This is a genomic window from uncultured Williamsia sp., assembly GCF_947494875.1.
In the GTDB taxonomy this organism is placed as follows: domain Bacteria; phylum Actinomycetota; class Actinomycetes; order Mycobacteriales; family Mycobacteriaceae; genus Williamsia_A.
The window spans coordinates 258461-280166 of sequence record NZ_CANLWM010000004.1; the positions used below are offsets into that span (position 1 = coordinate 258461).

General features: G+C 70.2%; 21 protein-coding genes and 1 tRNA gene. 10 read left to right on the top strand and 12 right to left on the bottom strand.

The window, feature by feature from the left end:
• Positions 1 to 45: 45 nt before the first annotated feature.
• The 6 genes from Q1A98_RS11595 to Q1A98_RS11620 form a co-directional block, all read right to left on the bottom strand.
• Positions 46 to 1581, bottom strand: a complete 1536-nt coding sequence (locus tag Q1A98_RS11595) for a cryptochrome/photolyase family protein (protein WP_299573424.1) — start codon at positions 1579 to 1581, stop codon at positions 46 to 48.
• Complete coding sequence (locus Q1A98_RS11600; RefSeq protein ID WP_299573427.1) at positions 1578 to 2609, bottom strand: DUF2993 domain-containing protein; 1032 nt, start codon at positions 2607 to 2609, stop codon at positions 1578 to 1580. The genes Q1A98_RS11595 and Q1A98_RS11600 overlap by 4 nt, the downstream gene beginning before the upstream one ends.
• 95 nt (positions 2610 to 2704) lie before the next feature.
• Positions 2705 to 3508 (bottom strand): carbon-nitrogen hydrolase family protein, encoded by an 804-nt coding sequence (locus Q1A98_RS11605; protein ID WP_299573430.1) that lies wholly within the window; start codon positions 3506 to 3508, stop codon positions 2705 to 2707.
• Between the two features lie 9 nt (positions 3509 to 3517).
• A complete protein-coding gene (locus Q1A98_RS11610; protein WP_299573433.1) occupies positions 3518 to 4309 on the bottom strand; it encodes a class I SAM-dependent methyltransferase in 792 nt (263 codons plus the stop codon).
• An 8-nt stretch (positions 4310 to 4317) separates the two neighbouring features.
• Entirely contained in the window at positions 4318 to 4827 is a 510-nt protein-coding gene (locus Q1A98_RS11615) for a DUF2505 domain-containing protein (protein ID WP_299573435.1), read from the bottom strand.
• 25 nt (positions 4828 to 4852) lie between these two features.
• Complete coding sequence (locus Q1A98_RS11620; RefSeq protein WP_299573437.1) at positions 4853 to 5356, bottom strand: DUF2505 domain-containing protein; 504 nt, start codon at positions 5354 to 5356, stop codon at positions 4853 to 4855.
• Between the two features lie 25 nt (positions 5357 to 5381).
• Here Q1A98_RS11620 and Q1A98_RS11625 point away from each other — a divergent pair, with 25 nt between their 5' ends.
• Positions 5382 to 6437 carry a UDP-N-acetylmuramate dehydrogenase gene (locus tag Q1A98_RS11625; RefSeq protein WP_299573438.1) on the top strand — a complete coding sequence of 352 codons (1056 nt, stop codon included), beginning with the start codon at positions 5382 to 5384 and terminating at the stop codon, positions 6435 to 6437.
• Positions 6438 to 6552: 115 nt separating this feature from the next.
• Entirely contained in the window at positions 6553 to 7839 is a 1287-nt protein-coding gene (locus Q1A98_RS11630) for an Ig-like domain-containing protein (protein WP_299573439.1), read from the top strand.
• 7 nt (positions 7840 to 7846) lie between these two features.
• Here Q1A98_RS11630 and Q1A98_RS11635 read toward each other — a convergent pair whose 3' ends face one another.
• A complete protein-coding gene (locus Q1A98_RS11635) occupies positions 7847 to 8602 on the bottom strand; it encodes an SDR family NAD(P)-dependent oxidoreductase (RefSeq protein WP_299573440.1) in 756 nt (251 codons plus the stop codon).
• 152 nt (positions 8603 to 8754) lie between these two features.
• On the opposite strand from Q1A98_RS11635, the gene Q1A98_RS11640 reads away from it, so the two are divergent.
• Positions 8755 to 9537, top strand: a complete 783-nt coding sequence (locus Q1A98_RS11640) for a transglutaminase family protein (protein WP_299573833.1) — start codon at positions 8755 to 8757, stop codon at positions 9535 to 9537.
• Positions 9538 to 9635: 98 nt separating this feature from the next.
• Here the strand turns inward: Q1A98_RS11640 and otsB are convergent, their stop codons facing one another.
• From otsB to Q1A98_RS11660, 4 genes are all read right to left on the bottom strand, one after another.
• Positions 9636 to 12194, bottom strand: a complete 2559-nt coding sequence (otsB, locus tag Q1A98_RS11645) for a trehalose-phosphatase (RefSeq protein WP_299573442.1) — start codon at positions 12192 to 12194, stop codon at positions 9636 to 9638.
• Positions 12195 to 12259: 65 nt separating this feature from the next.
• Positions 12260 to 13744, bottom strand: a complete 1485-nt coding sequence (locus tag Q1A98_RS11650; protein WP_299573835.1) for a trehalose-6-phosphate synthase — start codon at positions 13742 to 13744, stop codon at positions 12260 to 12262.
• A 57-nt stretch (positions 13745 to 13801) separates the two neighbouring features.
• On the bottom strand, positions 13802 to 13969 hold the full coding sequence (locus tag Q1A98_RS11655; RefSeq protein WP_299573444.1) for a hypothetical protein: 168 nt from the start codon (positions 13967 to 13969) through the stop codon (positions 13802 to 13804).
• 5 nt (positions 13970 to 13974) lie between these two features.
• The gene (locus Q1A98_RS11660) at positions 13975 to 15657 is read right to left on the bottom strand and encodes a threonine/serine exporter ThrE family protein (RefSeq protein ID WP_299573447.1); all 1683 of its coding nucleotides are present in this window, start codon (positions 15655 to 15657) and stop codon (positions 13975 to 13977) included.
• A 9-nt stretch (positions 15658 to 15666) separates the two neighbouring features.
• Here Q1A98_RS11660 and Q1A98_RS11665 point away from each other — a divergent pair.
• Positions 15667 to 15738: transfer RNA gene (locus tag Q1A98_RS11665), tRNA-Thr, on the top strand.
• Positions 15739 to 15887: 149 nt separating this feature from the next.
• Here the strand turns inward: Q1A98_RS11665 and Q1A98_RS11670 are convergent.
• A complete protein-coding gene (locus tag Q1A98_RS11670) occupies positions 15888 to 16712 on the bottom strand; it encodes a formate/nitrite transporter family protein (RefSeq protein WP_299573448.1) in 825 nt (274 codons plus the stop codon).
• A 95-nt stretch (positions 16713 to 16807) separates the two neighbouring features.
• On the opposite strand from Q1A98_RS11670, the gene Q1A98_RS11675 reads away from it, so the two are divergent.
• The 6 genes from Q1A98_RS11675 to Q1A98_RS11700 all read left to right on the top strand — a co-directional run bounded on the left by Q1A98_RS11675 (position 16808) and on the right by Q1A98_RS11700 (position 21701).
• Positions 16808 to 17209 (top strand): Rid family hydrolase, encoded by a 402-nt coding sequence (locus tag Q1A98_RS11675; RefSeq protein WP_299573450.1) that lies wholly within the window; start codon positions 16808 to 16810, stop codon positions 17207 to 17209.
• Positions 17209 to 18447: a winged helix DNA-binding domain-containing protein gene (locus Q1A98_RS11680; protein ID WP_299573453.1), complete on the top strand. Its 1239-nt coding sequence runs from the start codon at positions 17209 to 17211 to the stop codon at positions 18445 to 18447. Before Q1A98_RS11675 ends, Q1A98_RS11680 begins: the two co-directional genes overlap by 1 nt.
• Complete coding sequence (locus tag Q1A98_RS11685) at positions 18444 to 18974, top strand: methylated-DNA--[protein]-cysteine S-methyltransferase (RefSeq protein ID WP_299573456.1); 531 nt, start codon at positions 18444 to 18446, stop codon at positions 18972 to 18974. Before Q1A98_RS11680 ends, Q1A98_RS11685 begins: the two co-directional genes overlap by 4 nt.
• A 93-nt stretch (positions 18975 to 19067) precedes the next feature.
• A complete protein-coding gene (locus tag Q1A98_RS11690; RefSeq protein WP_253655590.1) occupies positions 19068 to 19766 on the top strand; it encodes a response regulator transcription factor in 699 nt (232 codons plus the stop codon).
• A gap of 86 nt (positions 19767 to 19852) precedes the next feature.
• Positions 19853 to 21205, top strand: coding sequence for a HAMP domain-containing sensor histidine kinase (locus Q1A98_RS11695; RefSeq protein WP_299573837.1), 1353 nt, complete (start codon positions 19853 to 19855; stop codon positions 21203 to 21205).
• Between the two features lie 70 nt (positions 21206 to 21275).
• Positions 21276 to 21701: an HIT family protein gene (locus tag Q1A98_RS11700; RefSeq protein WP_299573458.1), complete on the top strand. Its 426-nt coding sequence runs from the start codon at positions 21276 to 21278 to the stop codon at positions 21699 to 21701.
• Positions 21702 to 21706 lie beyond the last annotated feature (5 nt).

Consider the following 21706-nt stretch of genomic DNA (forward strand, 5'->3'; position numbering starts at 1 on the left):
GGGGCACCGGAGTGCCGAGCCTAACGCGACAACCTGAGCATCGGGTCAGAATTCGTCGCGGGCGCGTTCCTGTTCGAGGAGTTCGTCGAGGTCCTTCAGGCGGTTCATCGTGGCCACCGATCGCGCGGTGCGGTTGTTGGCCTTGAGCATCGCCTCGTGGCGATGCGTGAACGCCCAGTACCCCGCGGTGAAGGGACACGCGTTCTCCCCGACACGGACTTTCGGGTTGTACGCACAGTCGCCGCAGTAGTCCGACATCGTGTTGATGTAGGCGCCTCCCGACGTGTACGGCTTCGTCGCCATCCTGCCGCCGTCGGCGTGTTGGCTCATGCCGATCACGTTGACCGGCATCACCCAGTCGAACCCGTCGACGAAGTTCGCGCGGAACCACTCGGTCAGCTCGGCGGGGTCGTACCCGCGTTGCAGGGCGTGGCTGCCGAGGATCATCAACCGCGGGATGTGGTGGACCCACCCGCGGTCGCGGACGCCCGCGAGCACGTCGGAGAGGCAGCGGGCGGTCACGGCGTCGGCGTCGAGGTCGGTGAACCAGTCCGGGAGCCGGGTGTGCGCCTTCAGCTCGTTCTTCTTCGTGTACTCGGGACCGAAGTGCCAGTAGAGGTGCCAGATGAACTCGCGCCACCCGATGATCTGCCGGATGAACCCCTCGGCGGCCGCCATGTCGACGGAGCCGTCGCGGGCGGCGGACTCCGCGGCGTGCACGACATCGAGCGGATCGAGCAGGGACAGGTTCAGCGGCACCGACAGCAGCGAGTGCGACATCGTCCAGTCGGCGCCCATCATGGCGTCCTCCCACCGTCCGAACGTCGCGAGACGGTGGTCGAGGAACGTGTGCAGCGCCTTCTGTGCCTCGTCGCCGGTGACGGCGAACTGTCGCGGCCCGTCGACGCCGGTGAAGGCGACGTCGGGCCGGTCGTCGACGAGGGCGTCGAGGTCGGCGCGGACCTCCTCGTCGATCTCGTCCTCCTCCGGCCACCACGGCGGGTCGACACCGAGCGTCGTCCGCTTCGGCGGGCTGTCTCGGTTCTCCGCGTCGTAGTTCCACTTGCCGCCGGCCGGGGAGGTGCCGTCCATGAGGATGTCGAATCGGCGACGCTGGTCGCGGTAGAAGTTCTCCATCCGGAAGTTCTCGCCGTCACCGGCCCAGGTGGTGAAGTCCTCCCGGGACAGGGCGAAGGTCGGGTTGGGCAGGATCTCCGACACCAGCCCCTCGTCGTGCAGCGTGTGGACGAACCGCGACGCCGCCCGCGACGACGGCTCGTGCACGACGACGGGGCGTCCGAACTCGGTCAGCGCGTCTCGGTAGCCCTCGGCCTGCCAGAACTCGGCGCGGTCACCGAGTTCGGCGGCGAGGTGGCGCATCCCGGACAGGACGAGGTGCGCCTTCTGTCGGTGCCCGCCCCGCCGTGCGAGGGCCGCCGTCGACTCGATCAGCAGGATCTGGCGGTCCGTGTGGTCGTCGGAGGAGTGGATGTGCGGACCGAGCTGGTCGGCGAAGAGCCACAGCGGGTCGGGACCCGACGGCCCGGACTTCTTCTTCCCTGACTTCTTCTTCGCCGTCATAGAACAGAGCAAGTGCTCTGCTGCGACCCGCTGTTCCCGGTGGCGCCGAGGGAATTCTGATCCAGCACGACGTCCGAGCCGCGAACGGCGAAGTCGATGCCCTGCGAGGTCACCGACAGCTTCTCGAACTGCAGATCGTCGAACAGCGGCGGGAAGAGCGACTTGGACACGCCGTCGACGATGGTCTGGGCGAAACCGGAGGGCACACCGAAGACCAGTGCACTGGCCTTGACCACCTGGAACTCGATCTTGCCGTTGGAGACGACGGGCTTGATCTCGGTGCTCACCGGGATCGGGAAGATCGCCACGGTGACCGTAGCGTCGATGGTCATCGTGCCGGTGGCCTGGTTGCCGGTGACGTTCGACAGTGTGAAGCCGCCGAAGAGGCCCCCGAGTCCCGACGAGTCGCCGGAGGTGCCCGACTGGTCCTGACCGCCCGACTGGTCCTGCGAGTTCTGCGCGCCCTGCTTGCTGAGCGCGACGATCCGCGAGAACGGCACGGCGCCGGTGGCGGCGATCGACCCGAGGGTCGACCCGTCGGACCGGCCGGTGATGTCGTCGGCGCGACCGTGCAACTCGATGGCCTGTCCGTTGTCGCCGGACGAGTCGACCTGCACGTACGGGACCTTCTTGGTCGCGTACTGCAGGAGCATCGGTTCCTTGCTCAGCGACACCGACGTCGACGACCCCGTCACCGACGAGAACGACTTCTGCAGGCAGTCCTTCGTCGCGCTGCGCAGGTACAGCTCGCTGCCGACGCCGGCGATCACGAGCACCAGCAGCACCACGAGCGTGCTGATGCCGACGATCATGGCCACCCTCCGGCGCGGTCGTCGTGGCCGAGCGCCACCGCTGTCGGGAGCCCCGCCGTCCGGCACCCCGGGCTGGGGCTCGGAGTACGGATACGACGTGGTGTCGAAGGGGCGTGTCTGCGACCACGCCTGCGGTGACTGCTGCGGCTGGGGGATCCGCTCGGTGCTCGGTGCCGACGGATCGTCGGGATGCGAAGGATCACTGGGATGGGTCATCGGGGTCGATTGTGCCTGTCAGCTGGACAGCACGGGTGAGACTTCCATGAGGGTTCGGTGAGAGTCGGACGCTCAGCCGGTCAGGGAGGGCGCTCTCACAGACGCGCGTTGTCGAGGACGGCGATGTCCCGACGAGCCGTGTGCACGGGTTCGAGGTCGAGCTCGTGCACGGCGATCTGTTCGGCGTCATCGTATTCGACCAGCACACGGCCGTACGGGTCGGCGATCGTGGAGTGCCCCACACCGGTGGGTGCGGTGCTGTCGGCGACCGCGGGGTCGGTCGGCAGGGGCTGCCCGACCCCGACGACGACCGTCGAGCTGTCCAGCGCGCGGGCGCGGGTGAGGACCTGCCACTGCTCGACCTTGCCGGGCCCGGATCCCCACGACGTCGGGACGACGACGACCCGCGCGCCGTCGTGGGCCAGACGGGTGAACAGGGCCGGGAAGCGGATGTCGTAACAGGTCGCGAGTCCGACGGTCACGTCGCCGACGGTGATGGTGCGGGGTTCCTCGCCGGGTGCGACGGTGTCGGACTCGCGGAAGCCGAAGGCGTCGTAGAGGTGGATCTTGTCGTAGTGGGTGGACGAACCGTCGGGACCGGCCGCGATCAGGGTGTTGACCACCCGCCGTCGCCCGCCGTGGTCGTCGCCGGGGGTGAACATCCCCGCCACCACGGTGATGCCGGCCTCGCGAGCCGCGGCACGGACGCCGTCGGCCCACGGGCCGTCGAGCGGTTCGGCGACCGGCCCGAGCGGGACCCCGAAGCGGCACATCATGGCCTCCGGGAAGACGACGAGGTCCGCACCGCCCTCGGCGGCCTGCCGTGTCCGCGTGCGGACGGTCTCGAGGTTGGCCGACGGGTCGGTGCCCGCCGCGACCTGCGCCATCGCCACTCGCATCGCTCCAGCCTAGTTTCCTGCGGGATCGACCACGGACCACGGGACGGTCAGGGTGTTGTCGTGTTCGCGGCGACGGGGCTGCTCGCAGGGCACACCGGACTCCACGAGGGCCTCCCGAGCCCGCAGCCACCGGAACCGCGGTCCGTACGGGGCCCACGCCGCTGCGGCATCCCAGCACCGGTCGGCCGCGGCCAGCAACTCGCCGATGCCCGTCCCGGGGACGTTGTGGTGGATCAGTGCCTTGGGGAGGCGCTCGGCGACGTCGGAGGGGCGGTCGGTGTGCGCGGGATCCCACGCGAGAGTGAGGGTCCTCGGTTCCCTGCGGTCGAGGACGATCCACGTACACCGCCGACCGATCTCGTCGCATGTGCCCTCGACGATGAACCCGTCCGGCGCGAGTCCCGCCTGCATGCGCGCCCAGGAGGGGCGGACCTGCTCCTCGTCGTACTGGCGAAGCACGTTGAACGCCCGGATCAGGTGCGGGCGGAGGCCGGCGAGTTCGAAGCCGCCGCGGGCGAACCGCACACCGTCGCGGTCGGCGACGACGCGGGCGGGGTCGATCTCGAGTCCGACCGTCTCGACGTCGGGGACGACATCGGTGAGCCGTCGGTGCAGGTCGACGGCGGTGTCCGGACGATCGCCGTAGCCCAGGTCGACGACGAGAGGGGACGGGGCCGACCGCAGCGCCTCCACGATCTCGGCGCGCCCCGCGATCCACCGGTCGACGCGTCGCAGACGGCCGACGTTGGTGGTGCCCCGGGTGATCCGACCGTCGACGCCGCGACGATCACCCGGCTGCACGGCGGGCCTCAGGCGTTGGCGGCGATCCAGTCGGCCGTGAACTCGGCCTCGCCGCGGAACAGGTCGACGAGATTGACGAGGATCAGCTGCTCGAGCTTGCCGTTGACGAACGGCACGTACACCTTCACCTCGGTGGTCCGTCGCAGCGTCGAGCCGGTCTCGGTCGGGAAGAGCTCCTGCACGCCGGTGAGGTTGCCCGGGCCGGCAGGGATGCCCGCGGTGTAGGTGCCCTCGGTCTTCTCGGGGTGGAACGGGCCGAGCTTCTCGGTCCGCGTGATCACCATGTCCTTCTTGATCACCGCGCTCGCGATGGCGGGCAGGTCCGACCGAGGGAGGGTCTGGGTGAGCACCAGGTCGATGCCGTTCTCGTCGACGACGAACTTCGTGACGTCGGACTGCGGGGTGAGCTTGCGGAACTCGACCATCTGGTCGTACCAGAACTGCCGGGACGACAGAGCCTGGTAGACCGTCTCGGCCGGGTGCTCATACCGGGCCGAGTAGCTGAGACGACGCGCCATGGCGCTCACGCTACCCGGGGGGTGGTCAGCTCTTCTCGGCGTCCCACGCAACGGTGAAGTCGCGCTCGGCGTCGAACAGCGTCAGCATGTTCTGGCTGATGAGTTTCTCGATCTTGCCGCCGACCAACGGGATTCGGACAGTCACCGACCCGTCGAACTGCGCGACGGTGTCGGAACCCTCCTCGCGCAGCGAGAACGAGCCCTCGGTGGTGGCGGGCGTGCCCGGGACGGTCGCGTGGAACGTGCCCTGTGCGGCGGTGTCGGAGGAGAACGTCCAACTCATGGTGCGCTCGATCGACAGATCGCCGCTGACCAGGGACGTCACCACCGACGGCAGCTTGTCCGACGGGATGCGCTGGGTGAGTTCGACGGTCACGCGATCACCGCTGACCTCGACCGACTTCACCTCGCCGGGGGACTTCTTCACGCTGGTCGCCAGTGCCTCCCAGTACGCGGGGTCGCTGACCGCGGCGCGCACGCGGTCGAGCCCGAGCGGATAGGTGACCGGGTGCTGCAGCTTCGTCGCCATGATCTGCAGACGTTACCGTTGGCCCATGTCCGGGGTGCTGCTGTCGTCGCTCACGACGATGCGCGTCGGCGGCCCGGCCCGCGATCTCGTGACACCGTCGTCGGCCGACGACCTCGTCGCCACCATCACCCGCCTCGACGCCGCCGGTAAGCCCGTGCTGGTGATCGGGGGTGGCTCGAATCTGCTCGTCGGGGACGCCGGCGTCGACGCGACGGTCGTGAAGGTCACCCACGCCGACGTCGCGGTCGAGCCGCTGGGCGACGGCGGTGTGCGGATGGTGGTGGGGGCGGGTGCCGACTGGGACGCGATCGTCGCCGACTCGGTCGCCCGCGGGCTCGGGGGACTCGAATGTCTCTCGGGCATACCGGGATCCGTGGGGGCCACGCCCGTGCAGAACGTCGGCGCGTACGGCGTCGAGATCGCCGACGTGCTCGACGGCGTGGAACTCCTCGACCGCACCACCGGGACGCGTTCCTGGGTCGCGCCGTCGGCGCTGGGGTTGGGGTACCGGACCAGCGCCCTCAAACACCGCGACGAGCGCATCGTGCTCACCGTCGCCTTCCGTCTCACCGACGACGGGGTCAGCGCGCCGATCCGCTACCGCGAACTCGCCGGGGTCCTCGGCGTGGACATGGGGGAGCGGGCCGGCGTCGTCGAGGTGCGGGAGGCGGTGCTCGCGCTACGCCGGGGCAAGGGGATGGTGCTCGACGCCCGCGACCCCGACACGTGGAGTTCGGGGTCGTTCTTCACCAATCCCGTGGTCTCCGCGACCGATCTGCCGGCCGTCGAGGACGCGGTCCGCGCACGGCTCGGCTCCGCGGACATGCCGCGCTACCCGGCGCCCGACGGCGTGAAGCTCTCGGCGGGCTGGCTGATCGAGAAGGCGGGGTTCGGTCGGGGGTTCCCGGGCCCGGACGCGCCGGCACGGTTGTCGACCAAGCACACGCTGGCCCTCACCAACCGGGGGTCGGCCTCGGCGGAGGACATCGCGGCGCTCGCCCGGCGCGTCCGGGACGGTGTGCAGGATGCGTTCGGCGTCCGGTTGCACCCGGAACCGGTGCTCGTGGCCTGCACGGTGTGACCCGATCGCGCATGTGAGGCGTGTCTCCCACGGCCCGACCACCTGCGACGGCGGTCGGGGGCACCGTGATGGCCCGGTATCCTCGGCGAACATGACTGCCGCTTCCCGTGCACAGATGACCAGGCGCGGCGCACTCGCCGCGCTCGCCGTCGGCGCCGCGGGTGTCGCCGCCGCAGCCTGCTCGAACGGCGACAAGAGCTCGACGACCGGCGCCGCCGCGTCGAAGAGCGCCGAGCCGACCGCGACGCTCACCTTCACCCCGGCCCTGAACGCCCAGGACGCCCCGAGTCCCACCGCGGCGTTCTCCGTCAAGGTGGACAAGGGCCAGCTCAACCCGGACGTGAAGCTGACCAACGCCCGCGGGACCGTCGTGACGGGTGCGCTGTCCGAGGACCGCACGACGTACACGATCACCGAGCCGTTGGGCTACGGGAACACCTACACGTGGTCGGGTACGGCCATCGGTGAGGACCGCAAGACCGTCCCGGTGCAGGGCCAGTTCACGACGCTGAACCCGCAGCAGCAGATCAACGTCGTCATCAACATCGCCGACGGCCAGGAGGTGGGGATCGCGGCGCCGCTGATCCTCAAGTTCGACTCCACCGTCACCGACAAGAAGGCGGTCGAGAAGGCGCTGACGGTGAAGACCACCCCCGAGACCGAGGGCAGCTGGGCGTGGCTGCCGGAGGACAACGGGTCTCGTGCCCACTGGCGGTCGAAGGACTACTTCGCACCCGGCACCAAGGTGTCGATGGTCGGCAAGCTCTACGGCCTCGACCACGGAGACGGTGCCTACGGCGCCGCCGACGTCACCTCCGACTTCACGATCGGCCGGTCGCAGATCGTCAAGGCCGACGCCACGTCGTTCAAGATAGACGTCGTCCGTGACGGCGCCGTGCTGATGACCCTGCCCTGCAGTTACGGCAGCGGTGACCTCGACCGCAACGTGACCCGCTCGGGCATCCACGTGGTGAGCGAGAAGCACGAGGACTTCTACATGTCGAACCCGGCGGCCGGGTACTTCAACGTGCGCGAGCGGTTCGCCGTCCGGATCTCCAACAACGGCGAGTTCATCCACGCCAACCCGGAGACCACCGGTGTGCAGGGGTCGTCGAACGTCACCAACGGCTGCATCAACCTGTCGTTGGACAACGCGCAGCGGTACTTCGACACCGCGATCTACGGGGATCCGGTCGAGGTGACCAACACCCGCATCGAGCTGTCGCAGGCCGATGGTGACATCTACGACTGGACGTTCAGCTGGGACGACTGGAAGTCGATGTCGGCGCTGCAGGGCGAGGTCACCAGTTCGTCGGCCCCGGCGACTCCATCCGGCGCCCCGCAGCTGTCGGGGATCTCGACGACCACCCCGCAGCCCGCGACGCAGGGCCGCACGGGCTGAGCGCGCCCTAGCCGGTCTTGATGTTGCGGCGGGCACTGGCCTGATCGCGCGGCTTGAGCACGATCAGGTCCAGGTCGACGTGCGGCGGGCGTGACGCGACGAACCCGATGACCTCGGCGACGTCGTCCGCGGTCAGCGGCGTGAGCCCGTCGTACACGGCGTCGGCCTTCTCCTTGTCGCCGTCGAACCGGACGAGCGAGAACTCCGTCTCGACCATCCCCGGCGCGATCTCGGTGAGCCGGATGGGCTTTCCCAACAACTCGTAGCGCAGGGTGCGGTGCAGCACGCCCTGGGCGTGCTTGGCCGAGGTATAGCCGGCGCCGTTGTCGTAGGCCTCCAGCGCGGCGATCGAGGTGATCGTGACGACGAGCCCGTCGCCGGACGCCTCCAGCGCGGGCAGCAACGCTCGCGTCAGACGCAGTGTGCCGAGCACGTTGGTCTCGTACATCCAGCGCCAGTCGTCGAGGTCGGCCTCGGCGACGGGCGCCAGGCCCTTCGCCCCGCCGGCGTTGTTCACCAGCACGTCGACGCTGTCGAGGCCGTCGCAGAACGCGGCGACCGACGCGTCGTCGGTCACGTCGAGGGGGCGGGCGGTCGCGCCGATCTCCGCCGCCAGGCTCTCGAGACGGTCGGTGCGCCGGGCACCGATCACGACATGGAAACCCTGTGCGGCAAGCGTTCTGGCGGTCGCGGCTCCGATCCCGGAACTGGCGCCGGTGACGACGGCGACACGGCGGTCGGGGGACGAGGTCTCGGTGCTCACGTCGACCGAGTTTACGGACCGACGCGCGCGGCACTACGGTTGCGCTCAGGGTGGACACCGTGCAGCAGTCGGGGAGTCACCGGAACCGGCCCGTTCGCTCCCAGGAGGCATCCTTGCCCGACGTGACCACCCCGCCCCGCGAGGTCTCCGCGATGCTCGACATCGGGATCGAGGCCGCGACGGAACTCGAGTTCCAGATCGCCGTCGCGCGGCTCCCCGGACTCGAGATGGACGAGGCCCTCACCTTCACCGTCGACGGGACCCAGGTCTTCCCGACGGAGATCACCGCCGAATGCGGCACCCGGATCCACAAACTGTCCGTCGACTCCGGACGGGTGCTCGTGAACTACTCGGCCACCGTCCACACGCCCGCCGAGCCGTTGCGCGCGCAGGCCGGTGATCGCTCGGTCTACCTGCGCCCCAGCCGATATGCCGAGGCCGACAAGTTCTTCGGGTACGTCACCGGCGAGTTCGACCTCGACACCGACCCCGCCGACCTACTGGTGCAGGTCACCCAGTTCGTGTCCCGGAGGTTGAACTATCTGCCCGGCGCGAGCGACCCGATCGACGGCGCCGCCGACACCCTGCTCGCCGGCGCGGGTGTCTGTCGCGACTACGCCCACCTCGTCGTGGCGCTGCTGCGCGCCCTGAACATCCCCGCGCGGCTCGTCGCGGTGTACGCACCCGGCTGCGACCCGATGGACTTCCACGCCGTCGCCGAGGCCCTCGTCGACGACCGGTGGCTCGTCGTCGACGCCACCGGACTCGCCCCGCGACAGAGCCTGGTGCGCATCGCGACCGGGCGCGACGCCGCCGACACCGCGTTCCTCGACAACCACTCGGGCACCATCTCGCTCGACGCCTACCAGGTGATGGCCACCGTCTCCGGTTCGCTTCCCTTCGACGACATCTCGAAGCAGGTCGCGATCGGCTGATCCGCGCGGACCGAGCGTTCCCGCGCCGTCTTGCGTTTCCGCTTCGAGCACGCGTTCCCGCGCCATGCACGGCGCGGGAACGCGCGGACGACGCGGGTTCAGGCTCCGAGGAGGGCGGCGCAGCGGAGAAGACCGATGTGGCTGTAGGCCTGCGGGTGGTTGCCCAGCGAGCGTTCGGCGACGGGGTCGTACTCCTCCGACAGCAGGCCGGTCGGGCCGGCGGCCTTCACGAGCTGGTCGAAGAGCGCCTCGGCGTCCGACCGTCGACCGATCAGCAGGTACGCCTCGACGAGCCACGCCGCGCAGAGGTGGAACCCGCCCTCGCCGCCGGGCAGGCCGTCGTCGTGGTGGTAGCGGTAGACCGTTGCGCCGCTGCGCAGTTCGGCCTCGGTCGCCTCGACGGTCTGGGTGAAGCGCGGGTCGTCCGGCGAGATCAGCCCGGCCAGGCCGATGAACAGGGTGGCCGCGTCCAGGTCGGTGCCGTCGTAGGCGGCCGTGAAGGACTTGACCGTCGGGTTCCAGCCCTGAGTCAGCACCTGCTGTGCGATGACGTCCCGCAGCACCGGCCAGCCGGGTTCGATCTCGCGTCCGAACCGTTCCCCGATCGCGATGGCGCGGTCAACGGTCATCCAGCACATCACCTTCGAGTAGACGTGATGGCGCGGGTTGCCGCGGATCTCCCAGATGCCGTGGTCGGGTTCGAACCAGCGCCGTTCCACCGCCCACACCATGTTCGCGACGAGATCCCAGTCGGCGTCGGTCAGGGGCGTCTCGGTCCCGCCCGCGGCCCGCGCATCCGCGAGATGACCGATGAGGTCGACGATGGGCCCGAACACGTCGAGCTGGACCTGCTGGTTCGCGGCGTTGCCGACGCGGACCGGCCGCGACCCGGCGTATCCGGGAAGCGAGTCGATGATGGCCTCGGGCGGCAGGCCACCGCCGTGCAGCGTGTAGAGCGGGTGCAGCCACTCGGGCCCGCTGATGGTGCCGAGCACGCGGTAGAGCCACGTCAGGTAGCCCTCGGCCTCGTGCAGCGACCCGACCGACACCAGCGCGGACGCCGTCAGCGCGGCGTCGCGCAGCCAGCAGTAGCGGTAGTCCCAGTTGCGGACGCCACCGATCTCCTCGGGCAGCGACGTCGTCGCGGCGGCCATGATCGACCCGGAGTCGGCGTGGACGAGCCCCTTGAGGGTGAGCGCGGAGCGCTTCATGAGATCCGGTTTGCGGACGGGGAGTGACAGGTCGGCCGACCACGAACTCCAGTAGCTCTCGGCCAGCGCCCGACGCTGCTGCTCGGTGCGCTCCTCTTCACCGATGTAGTCAGTGCCACAGCGCAATTCGAGGACGACCGGACCCGCCGAGGGGTCGACGACGGCGGTCGCGCGCTGGTAGAAGCGGTCGGTGTCGACGCGCCACACGACGCCCGGCGCCCGCAGCACGATGGGGTCGTTGGAGCCGTAGACGCGGAGCCCGTCCTCGACCGGCTCGATCTGCACACTGGTCTGCCCGAACTCCGGCCGCGGCGCGAACTCGACGTGGGCCGGCACCGACCCGGTGATGACGCGGACCAGGTCGGTGCGGCCCGGTGCGACGTCGTGGGGGAGGTAGTCGACCACCTCGAGGCCCGCCCAGCGGGTCGCGACGGTCATGGTGCCGTCCACGTAGCGCTGACTCTGCGGCAGCGGCGCGCGACGGTCACCGTCGACGTGGGGGCGGACGCCGAACTCGCCGGCGTCGACCGTGCCGAGGAGGCTGGCGAACAGCGCGGCGGCGTCGGGCTCGGGGTGACACATCCAGCAGACCTTGGCGTCCGGTGTCACCAGCGCGACGGTCCGCGGGGAGGCCAGCATGGTCAGGCGCTCGATCGGGGCGGCGTTCTCGCCGCGCAGCCAGGCCCGCCGCTCCTCGTAGAGGAACGCCAACGCGGTCGCGACGTGGTCGGTGTCGGCGACGCGGTAGGTCGCGAGGGTGTCGCCGTCGCCGACCTTCACCCCGAAGTCGGGACCGTGCAGGCGCCGGAACGCCTTCTCGTCGGTGACGTCGTCGCCGAAGAAGACGGCCGCTCCCGCGCCGGCCTGATGACGCAGGATGTCGAGCGCCTGACCCTTGTCGGTGCGGATCACCGCGAGCTCGATCACCGCCTTGCCCTCGGTGACCTGCACGCCGTCCCATGTGGCGGGGCCGGTGCGGACGCGGTGCAGCGCCGCCTCGGCGTCGACCTCGTCGGCGTTGCGGACGTGCAGCGCCGTGCTGGCCGGCTTCGTCTCGACGGTGACGCCGTCGTAGTCGACGGCGATGGCCTGCAACTCGCCCACGACGGTGCTCAGCAGTTCCTGCGCGTCGGGCCCGATCTCGTGCACGAAGCCGATGTCGAACTCGCTGCCGTGGCTGCCCACCAGGTGGACCTCGGCGGGCAACCGCGACAGCGTCGCCAGGTCACGCAGGGCGCGACCGGAGATGACCGCCGCGGTGGTGGAGTCGAGGTCGGCGATGGCCCGCATCGCGCGGACCGAATCCGGGTTGGGCCGTGCGTCTTCGGGTCGCGAGACGATCGGCGCCATGCACCCGTCGTAGTCGGAGGCGACGAGCAGTCGCGGAGTGCGCGCGATGTCCTTGAGCGCTCGACGCAGCTCGGGTGCAAGATCCTGGGCACTCACCGGGAGAAGTCTAGGGCCGACATCGTGAACGGTCCCAATCAGACGCTCACACCTGCGGGATCGGCCTAGTAGTCGTCGCCCCCGGCGGTGTCCTCGGTCACCAGGTCGATGCCGCGGTTCTCGCTCGTGGTGGTCTCGTTGTCCGCGGCGAGGGTCTCCAGGAAGCTCTGCGCCCAGCGGCTGACGTCGTGCGCGAGGACCTGACGACGCAGCGCCCGCATGCGGCGGCGGCCCTCGTCGGGCGTCTGCGAGACGGCGCTGACGATCGCGTCCTTCACCCCGTCGAGGTCGTACGGGTTGGCCTGATACGCCGACCGCAGCTCGGCGGCGGCGCCGGTGAACTCGCTGAGCACCAGCGCGCCACCGAGATCGCTGCGGCAGGCGACGTACTCCTTGGCCACGAGGTTCATCCCGTCGCGCAGGGGGGTCACCAACATGACGTCGGCGGCGACGAAGAACGCGATCAGCTCGTCGCGGTCGACCGGTCGGTGCAGGTACTGCACCACCTGGTGCGCGACCTCGCCGTACATGCCGTTGATGTTGCCGACGAGCTGCTCGATGCCGGCGCGCATCTGGATGTAGCTGTCGACCCGTTCGCGGCTGGGGGTGGCCAGCTGGATCATCACCGTCTGACGCGGGTCGACACGTCCCTCGGCGAGCAGCTCCGAGAGCGCTCGGAGGCGGACGTCGATGCCCTTGGTGTAGTCGAGGCGGTCGACGCCCAGCATGACGGTGGTCGGGTTGCCGAGTTCCTGGCGCAGTTCGGCGGCGCGTGCGCGGATCTTCTTCGACTTCGACGTCGCGTCGAGCGCACCGGAGTCGATGGAGATGGGGAACGCCCCCACCCGCACGTGCCGGAAACCGACCTGCACCACGCCGAACTTCGCGCGCACGCCGACTGTGCCCTTCGACGTCGCCTGGCCGGCGAGTCGTCGGGCGAGGTAGAGGAAGTTCTGCGCGCCGCCCGGCAGGTGGAATCCGATGAGGTCGGCACCGAGGAGTCCCTCGACGATCTCGGTGCGCCAGGGCAGTTGCATGAACAGTTCGACGGGCGGGAACGGGATGTGCAGGAAGAAGCCGATCCGCAGGTCCGGCCGGAGCATCCGCAGCATCTTCGGGACCAGTTGCAGCTGGTAGTCCTGGATCCACACCATCGCGCCCTGCGAGGCGATCTCCGACGCCGCCTCGGCGAACCGCCGGTTGACCTCGACGTAGGAGTTCCACCACTCGCGGTGGTACTCCGGCTTCACCAGGACGTCGTGGTACAGCGGCCACAGGGTCGCGTTGGAGAAGCCCTCGTAGTACTCGTTGATCTCCTGCGCCGACAGCGGCACGGACACCAGCTGGAGACCGTCGACGACGGGGTTGTCGGCGGAGTCGGGGACACCCGACCACCCGACCCAGGCGCCCGTCCGCGACCGCAGGATGGGCTCCAACGCGGTCACCAGACCGCCGGGACTGCGCTTCCATCGGACGGTGCCGTCGGGAAGCGTCTCCTTGTCGACGGGGAGCCGGTTGGCGACGACGACGAAATCGGCCGTCTCGGCGATCTCCGCGGGGACGTCAGCGGTGCGGTCGGTCTGATCCTCGCCGGTCGCGGTCACAGATCAGTTGTCGTCGAGCGCGATACCGAGCATCGACAGGAGCATGCGGCACTCCTCGGCGTCGTTCGAGTAGGTGGCGACGACGCGGCGCGCGGCGTTCGCCGTCTCGTCGGCGACGGCCCCGAGGTCCTCCTCGCCGAGATCGGTCTTGTCGCTGGTCTTCGCAGGCATGGGAGTCACTTTACTCGGTCACGGGGCACGCCCGGCGACCGACGGTGCCGCTGCGACAGCGGCCTCGGCGAGGTCGCGCTGTAGGCGAGCGGGGTCGCGGCCTGCGGGGGCTGCGCCGGCGGCGGGGACTGCGCCGCCGACTCCGCCTCCAGCCGGTCGCGGACGCCGCTCAACGCGCCGGTGTGCACCTCGATGAGGTGGTCGGTGTCGACGACGCGGGCGCTCTCGTCCGGCAGCTGTGTCTCGGGGTCGAGGCGGGTGAACCGCTTCGGGCGCAACGCCGACCGGGCGCCGAAGAGGGCGCGCGTCGGACGGGTCGGGATGCGGGGTCGACGCAGCGTGCGGGCCATGAACTCACCGAAGGTGACGCCGGCGGCCAGCGCGGCACCCGTACCGAGCGCGGCGGCCAGCGCGGTGAAGCCGTCGAGCGTCTGGTCGTTGAGGACGCCGTAGAGACCGCGGTAGATCGCGAGACCCGGCAGCAACGGGGTGATGCCCGCGACCGCGACGACGAGAGGCGGCGTGAGCGCGCGGCGGGCGAGCAGACCACCGAGGAACCCGACGCCCACCGCGGCGACCCCCGAGGCGATGACGCTGCCGACGCCGATGATCGCGCCCGTGACCGCGACCGCGGTGCCCAGAACGCCGGCGAAGAACGCGACCGGCAGCGCCCGACGCTCGGCGTAGCTGGCGAGCGCGAACGCCATCGCCGCGATGCCGCCACCGGCGATCTGGGCGGGCGCGTCGAAGAACCCGACCGCGGTGGTGCTGGTGATCGTGGGCAGGGTGATCCCGGTCGCCTCGAGCAGCCGGATCGCGATGCTGACGCCGGTGATGATGCCGCCGGTCATGATCAACAGCTCGAAGAAGCGCGCGACGCCGGTGATGGGTGCGCCGGTGATGGCGTCCTGCACCGAGCCCACCAGCGACAACCCCGACAACAGCACGGTCACGCCGGCGGCGATGACCAGTGTCGGCGCCACGGACACGCCGAGACTCTCCGAGAACCGGAAGACCACCGCGGCCGGTATGACCGCGATGAAGCCGCCGGTGACCTGCTGGAAGAAGATCGGGGTGCCGTAGCTGTTCAGGACTCGGTTGACGCGGTCGATGACCGCGGTCGTCAGGAAGGCGACCACCGCAACCCATGCGCCACCACCGAAGGCGACGGCCAGCGACGCGGCCAGCATCGACCACGCGATCGTCGCGATCCACCGCTTGTACGGGTGCGGCGCGGCGACGATCTCGTCGATGACGGCGTGCGCCTCCGACGGCGTGACGGCGAGCCCACGGATCTTGCGGATGAGGCGATCGACTTGGGCCAGACGCGTGAAGTCGAGCGAGCGGTAGTGCACGGTGCGCATCGCGGTCACCGGCGGCAGCGCCGACCCGCGGCGGGCGCTCACGACGATCGTGTTGTACGTGACGTCGACCTCGCACCGCTCGACACCGAACATCCCTGCGACGAAACGGATCTGGGTCTGCGTGTCGATCGCGCCGGTTCCGGAGTCGAGGAGGACCGAGCCGACCTTGATGGCCAGGTCGAGCACCTCGGTGACCGCGGCGTCGTCGGTGAGATCGACGGGCTTGCGCGGAGACAGCGCAGAGGTGAGGGGCTCGATCGTGTCGATCGTGGCCCGGCGGGATCCGGCCAGGGGTCGCAGCATCCGGCCGATATACTCACGCACGCCTACCTCGCCTCCTTAGCTCAGTGGTAGAGCACTCGCCTTGTAAGCGAGCGGTCGTCGGTTCGATCCCGACAGGGGGCTCTCATCGCCGCCGTGTCGTCGTCTCGCGGACACCGTATGACTCACGGCGCCACGCGCGAAACCCTCCCGACCCCAACGGTTCGTCGTTCCCGGGGAGTTCCCGCAGGCCGATCTCGCCGGAGTGATCTCCTTCACGGCCGCCGGCGGGATCAGGCGTCGGAGTGGCGGCTGTCGCGTCGCTCCTCGGAGAGGAGTTCCTTGGTGCGGACCAGACGCAGAGCCGTCACCAGCACGACGCCACCGGCGATGTTGAGCAGCACCGTGTACCAGAACCACGAGATCCAGTCGCCGTAGCCCACATCCGCGCCGGACAGGATCGCCCCGAAGATCACCAACGAGTCCAGGATCGAGTGGAACAACTGCAGGCCGGCGAGCAGGAACGCGGCGCCGACGCAGGCGACGAGCCGGGCGACGGGGCTGTCGGTGCCCTGCTGCATCCGCGTCAGAAGCGTCATGGTGCTGCCACCCAGGATCGCCAGGCAGACCGACTGCCAGGCGATCGGCGCGTCGACGAAGTGGTGTGCGGACTCCGACAGCGTCGGCGACCACTCGGGGAACGCCTGCACCACGATGAGCATGAAGAGCCACCCGCCGACCAGGTTCGCGGCGAGGGTGCCGATCCACAGCTTGGCCAGATCGCGGACACGGCCGTCGCGGGCGACCACCGCGGCGATCGGCATGAGGAAGTCCTCGGTGAACAGCTCGCTGTGGGCGAGGTGGATCGCGATCAACCCGATCGAGAACGCGAGTCCCGCCAGGAGGTGGTTCCCCGTCTCGTGCAGGACCGCGAGGAACGCCATCACGCCGATGCCGACCTCGATGCCACCGAAGAGTCCGGTGATGAGGACGGTGCGAACCGTGCGGTGCAGACGCTCGGCACCCTCGGTCACGATGGTCGCGAAGCTGTCCTCGAGTTCGCTCTCGAGCGGTCCGTCGTTGCGCCCGATCTCGCGTCGGGTCTGGTCGTCGCTCATGGCTGCGTCACCCGTCGAGGTTACGGAGCGGGGGAGGGGGCTCGGCAAGAGCGGAGCGCTCCGACGGCGTCGGGGGCGCGTCGTAGGGTGAGCGCATGTCGCACATCCGTGTCGCAGCGTCCGGGTCCCTGTACGCCGGCGGGTGGTCGCACACCGCCACCGCCGCGCCGGGCTCGGTGATCTTCACCGCCGGTGCCTCGCCGATCGACACCGACGGCGAGACGGTCGCCCCAGGTGACGTCCAGGGCCAGGCGCAGCAGTGCATGGCCAACCTCGAGGTGGCCTTGCGCGACGCGGGTGCCGGCCTCACCGACGTCGCGAAGGTGACCGTCTACGTCGCCGAGCGGCTGCAGGCCGATCTCGTCGTGGCCTGGGACGCGGTGGTCGAGGCCTTCGGCGACCACAAGCCCGTCGGGACCCTGCTCGGCGTCACCGTCCTCGCCCACGACGAGCAGCTGGTCGAGATCGAGGCGATCGCGGCGCTCCCACCGGCCTGATGTCCGCGCGGCCCCGGGTCGACATCGCGCAGCGCCGCGCGCGGATGCTGCGCCGCCACCATCTGGTGAGCGGGACGCGACTGTCGGTGGTCGGGACGTCCGGGGCCACCGCTTCGGGTCCCGACGCGGTGGTGCAGCTCGCCTCCGACATGGTCGCGCTGCACGCGACCTGTCCGCCGACGGTCTTCCTCGCCGCGTGGGCCCGGATCGACGGGATCACGCCGGCCGACGTCGAGCACGCCCTGTACACCGACCGCACGCTGGTCCGGCACCTCTGCATGCGGCGGACCGCCTTCGTCCTCGACCACGACACGCTCGCCGACGCCGTGCACGCCGTCGGTCCCCGGGTGAGTGCCTCCGAGCGCACCAACATGCAGCGGGACCTGCGGCGCAGCCCCGACTTCGACGACCCCGAGGCCTGGATCGACACCGCCGCCGCGGCCGTTCGGGACCATCTGTCCGACGGGTCCGACGCGACGTCGACGGAGCTCCGCGCACGTCTCCAGCAACTCGACGGTCGGGTCTCGGTGGCCACGGACAAGAGTTGGGGCGGGTCGATCCCGATGGCGCCGCGGGTGCTGAACATGATGAGCGCGGCGGGACAGATCGTCCGCGGCGTCAACACGGGCGGCTGGCACGTGTCGCGACCGCGGTGGTCGTCGATGACCGCCTGGCTCGGCGGACCCCTGCCGGACGGGACCGTCGCGGACGGTCACGCCGCGCTGGTCCGCAAGTGGTTGCGTACCTTCGGTCCGGGTACCGAGACCGACATCGTGTGGTGGCTCGGCTCGACCAAAGCCGCTGTGCGCGAGGCACTCACGACGGTCGGCGCCGTCGAGGTCGACGTCGAGATCGGTGCGGGGGAGTGGGCGACCGGATACCTGCTGCCCGACGACCTCGACCCCGTCGACGCCGTCGACCACGAGGGGTTCCTCCTGCCCGAGCTCGACCCGACCACGATGGGGTGGAAGCAGCGCGACTGGTATCTCGCACCGCACGGCGAGCATCTCTTCGACCGCAACGGCAACGGTGGTCAGAGCGTGTGGTGGGACGGGCGCATCGTCGGCGGCTGGTACCGCGAGCCCGACGGCGGTGTCGGACTGCATCTGCTTGAGAAGCTCCCGCAGCGCACAGTCGCCCGGCTGCGCCGGCGCGCCGACGCGCTCGCCGACTGGCTCGGGCCGGTGAAGGCCACGCCCGGCTACCCGGCGCCGTTCATGAAGGTCGTGCCGCGGTGACGGACTCAGTCGGATGCCATGTGGTGGAGACCGTCCTCGGTCCGTGCGGGGTCGCCTGGGACGCGCAGGGGCGTGTCACCGCCGTGGCCCTGCCCGACCGGGACGCCGACGCCGTCGTCGCCCACCTCGATGCCCCGGTGGTCGATCCGCCGCCGGCCATCGTCGACGTCGCCGACCGGATGGCCGCCCTCCTCGCGGGTCGCGATGTCGACCTCACCGACGTCGCGCTCGCCGACGACGACCTGCCCGACTTCGACCGGCGCGTGTACGCGGTGCTCGCCGCCATTCCCCGCGGGGCGGTGCTCACCTACGGCGAGGTCGCGGCCCGGCTGGGTGCCCCGGGCGCGGCGCAGGCCGTGGGCCGCGCACTCGGGCGCAACCCGTTCCCGATCGTCGTGCCCTGCCACCGGGTGCTCGGCGCCGGCACCGAGATCGGCGGTTTCTCCGCGCCGGGAGGCGTCGCGACCAAGCGGTCGATCCTCGCCGCCGAGGGCGTCGCCGGGTTCGGCGAGCCGACGCTGTTCTGACCGGCGCCTGCGCGTGCGACGCTGGTGAGCGTTCACAGGGATCGCCCAGGTTCCTCGCAGTCTCGGCCCAGCACGGTGGCGGAAGGTGGCAGCATGTCTGATTCCGGTGCCCGGGTCCTCGTCGTCGACGACGAGCCCAACATCCTCGAGCTGCTGTCGGTGTCGCTGAAGTTCCAGAACTTCGATGTCGCGACCGCCGCGAACGGGCCCGCCGCCATCGACAAGGCGCGCTCGTTCCGCCCCGACGCGCTCGTACTCGACGTGATGATGCCCGGGATGGACGGCTTCGGCCTGCTGCGTCGGCTCCGCGCCGACGGCGTGGACGCGCCCGCGCTGTTCCTCACCGCGCGGGACTCGATGGAGGACAAGATCACCGGGCTCACGATCGGCGGTGACGACTACGTCACCAAGCCGTTCAGCCTCGAGGAGGTCGTCGCGCGACTGCGGGTGATCCTGCGTCGCAGCGGTTTCGGCGAGAAGGAACCGGAGCCGAGTCGGATCACGTTCGCCGACATCGAACTCGACGACGACACCCACGAGGTGTGGAAGAACGGTGAGCTGGTGGCGCTGTCGCCGACGGAGTTCACCCTGCTGCGCTACTTCATGATCAACGCCGGGACGGTGCTGTCGAAGCCACGCATCCTCGACCACGTGTGGAACTACGACTTCGGCGGCGAGGTCAACGTCGTCGAGTCCTACGTCTCCTACCTGCGTCGCAAGGTCGACACCGGCGAGAAGCGCCTGATCCACACCCTGCGGGGCGTGGGATACGTGATGCGCGAGCCGCGGTGACCGCTTCCGCACTCGTCCCGACGGACACCTCTGGCGGGACCCGACGTCGCCGCGGCATCCCGCTGCGGGTGTCGCTGGTCGCGCTGATGGTGGTGGTGCTCGCCGTCGGGCTGCTGGTGTCCGGGGTGTCGGTCACCTCGGCGATGAAGAACCGCCTCGTCGACCGCACCGACAACGGACTCGTCGCGGCGGCCGAGGGCTGGGCGCGCCCGCGCGGCGACTTCCGCATCGGACCGCCGCAGGACGAGCGACGACCACCGTCGCCCTACTGGGTCCGCGTCACCCGATCCGACGGTGACGCGTTCACCGTCAACGACGTCGGTGGTGAACCGGCCGTCGGCGACCTGTCCAGGATCGGTCCGAATCCACAGACCGTCGGATCTGCCGACGGCTCGTCCACGCAGTGGCGGGTGGTCAAGACAGTCAACGAGTACGGGACCTCGGTCGTCGCGGTGAAGCTGTCCGACGTCGCCGACACCGTCCAACGCCTCATCTGGCTGCAGCTCGGCATCGGGCTGGCGGTCATGGTGGTGGTCGGCGGCCTGGGCTACGTACTGGTCCGCACCAGTCTGCGGCCGCTGCGTCGGGTGGAGGAGACCGCGGAGAAGATCGCCGGCGGCGACCTCGACCACCGCGTCGCCGAGACGGCACCGAACACCGAGGTCGGCAGCCTGGCGATGTCGCTCAACGCCATGCTTCAGCAGATCCAGACGGCGTTCGCGAAGACGGCTGCCAGCGAGGAGCAGGCGCGCGCGTCGGAGGACCTGATGCGCCGGTTCGTCGCCGACGCCAGCCACGAACTGCGCACCCCGCTGACATCGATCCGCGGCTTCTCCGAGCTGTACCGCCAGGGCGCGATGACCGACACCGACCAGCTGATGTCGCGGATCGAGCACGAGGCGAGTCGCATGGGTCTTCTGGTCGAGGAGCTGCTCATGCTGGCGCGGCTCGACGCGCAGCGCCCGCTCGAGCGCGCGCCGGTCGACCTGTTGTCGCTCGCGTCGGACGCCGTGCACAGCGCCCGCGCGACCGCGCCGCGGCGGGAGATCTCGGTCGAGGTGATCGACGGACCCGGGGTGCCCATGGTCCTCGGTGACGCGCCACGCCTGACCCAGGTGCTGAGCAACCTGCTGTCCAACGCCATCCGCCACACCCCCGACGAGGCGTCGATCGTGACGCGGGTCGGCACCGAGGAGTCGTGGGCGGTGATCGAGGTCGTCGACACCGGACCCGGTTTGAGCGCCGAGGACCGGGCGCGTGTCTTCGAACGCTTCTACCGCGGCGACTCGTCGCGCTTCCGCGGAGGTGCACCCGGTGGCAGCGGTCTCGGGCTGTCGATCGTCGCGGCGATCGTCGACGCCCACGGTGGACGAGTGGGCGTCGAGGACACCCCCGGCGGCGGCGCGACCTTCCGCATCCGCATCCCACGCACCGACTGAACCCACCGCGTCGAGTGGGCGGTCGGAGACGTCGAGTGGGCGTCCGGCGGCCCCGGCCTACGATCAGCGCATGGCATCGGTGTTCAGCATGATCATCAACGGCGACATCCCCGGACGGTTCGTGTGGAAGGACGACACCGCCGTCGCCTTCCTCACCATCAACCCCGTCACCCCCGGTCACGTGCTGGTGGTGCCGCGCGAGGAGATCGACCACTGGGAGCAGGTCGATCCCGGCACGTTCGCGCACCTGACCACGGTCGCGCAGACCATCGGCCGGGCCACCCGCGACGCCTTCGACGCACCGCGGATGGGTCTGCTCATCGCGGGCCTCGAGGTGCCGCACCTGCACATCCACGTCTTCCCGGCGCACTCGCTGGAGACCTTCGACCTCGCGCAGGCCGAGAAGGACCCCGATCCCGCCGCCCTCGACGACGCCGCCGCGAAGATCCGTGAGGCGCTACGCGCGGCGGGCGAGGGCGCGCACACCGCGGACTGAGGACG

What these genes read in the sequence shown, in the direction of transcription:
- Q1A98_RS11595 (WP_299573424.1), bottom strand. Translation starts at nt 1,581, where the DNA reads ATGACGGCGAAGAAGAAGTCAGGGAAGAAGAAGTCCGGGCCGTCGGGT.
- Q1A98_RS11600 (WP_299573427.1), bottom strand. Translation starts at nt 2,609, where the DNA reads ATGACCCATCCCAGTGATCCTTCGCATCCCGACGATCCGTCGGCACCG.
- Q1A98_RS11605 (WP_299573430.1), bottom strand. Translation starts at nt 3,508, where the DNA reads ATGCGAGTGGCGATGGCGCAGGTCGCGGCGGGCACCGACCCGTCGGCC.
- Q1A98_RS11615 (WP_299573435.1), bottom strand. Translation starts at nt 4,827, where the DNA reads ATGGCGCGTCGTCTCAGCTACTCGGCCCGGTATGAGCACCCGGCCGAG.
- Q1A98_RS11620 (WP_299573437.1), bottom strand. Translation starts at nt 5,356, where the DNA reads ATGGCGACGAAGCTGCAGCACCCGGTCACCTATCCGCTCGGGCTCGAC.
- Q1A98_RS11625 (WP_299573438.1), top strand. Translation starts at nt 5,382, where the DNA reads ATGTCCGGGGTGCTGCTGTCGTCGCTCACGACGATGCGCGTCGGCGGC.
- Q1A98_RS11630 (WP_299573439.1), top strand. Translation starts at nt 6,553, where the DNA reads ATGACCAGGCGCGGCGCACTCGCCGCGCTCGCCGTCGGCGCCGCGGGT.
- Q1A98_RS11640 (WP_299573833.1), top strand. Translation starts at nt 8,755, where the DNA reads ATGCTCGACATCGGGATCGAGGCCGCGACGGAACTCGAGTTCCAGATC.
- Q1A98_RS11655 (WP_299573444.1), bottom strand. Translation starts at nt 13,969, where the DNA reads ATGCCTGCGAAGACCAGCGACAAGACCGATCTCGGCGAGGAGGACCTC.
- Q1A98_RS11670 (WP_299573448.1), bottom strand. Translation starts at nt 16,712, where the DNA reads ATGAGCGACGACCAGACCCGACGCGAGATCGGGCGCAACGACGGACCG.
- Q1A98_RS11675 (WP_299573450.1), top strand. Translation starts at nt 16,808, where the DNA reads ATGTCGCACATCCGTGTCGCAGCGTCCGGGTCCCTGTACGCCGGCGGG.
- Q1A98_RS11680 (WP_299573453.1), top strand. Translation starts at nt 17,209, where the DNA reads ATGTCCGCGCGGCCCCGGGTCGACATCGCGCAGCGCCGCGCGCGGATG.
- Q1A98_RS11690 (WP_253655590.1), top strand. Translation starts at nt 19,068, where the DNA reads ATGTCTGATTCCGGTGCCCGGGTCCTCGTCGTCGACGACGAGCCCAAC.
- Q1A98_RS11695 (WP_299573837.1), top strand. Translation starts at nt 19,853, where the DNA reads ATGGTGGTGGTGCTCGCCGTCGGGCTGCTGGTGTCCGGGGTGTCGGTC.
- Q1A98_RS11700 (WP_299573458.1), top strand. Translation starts at nt 21,276, where the DNA reads ATGGCATCGGTGTTCAGCATGATCATCAACGGCGACATCCCCGGACGG.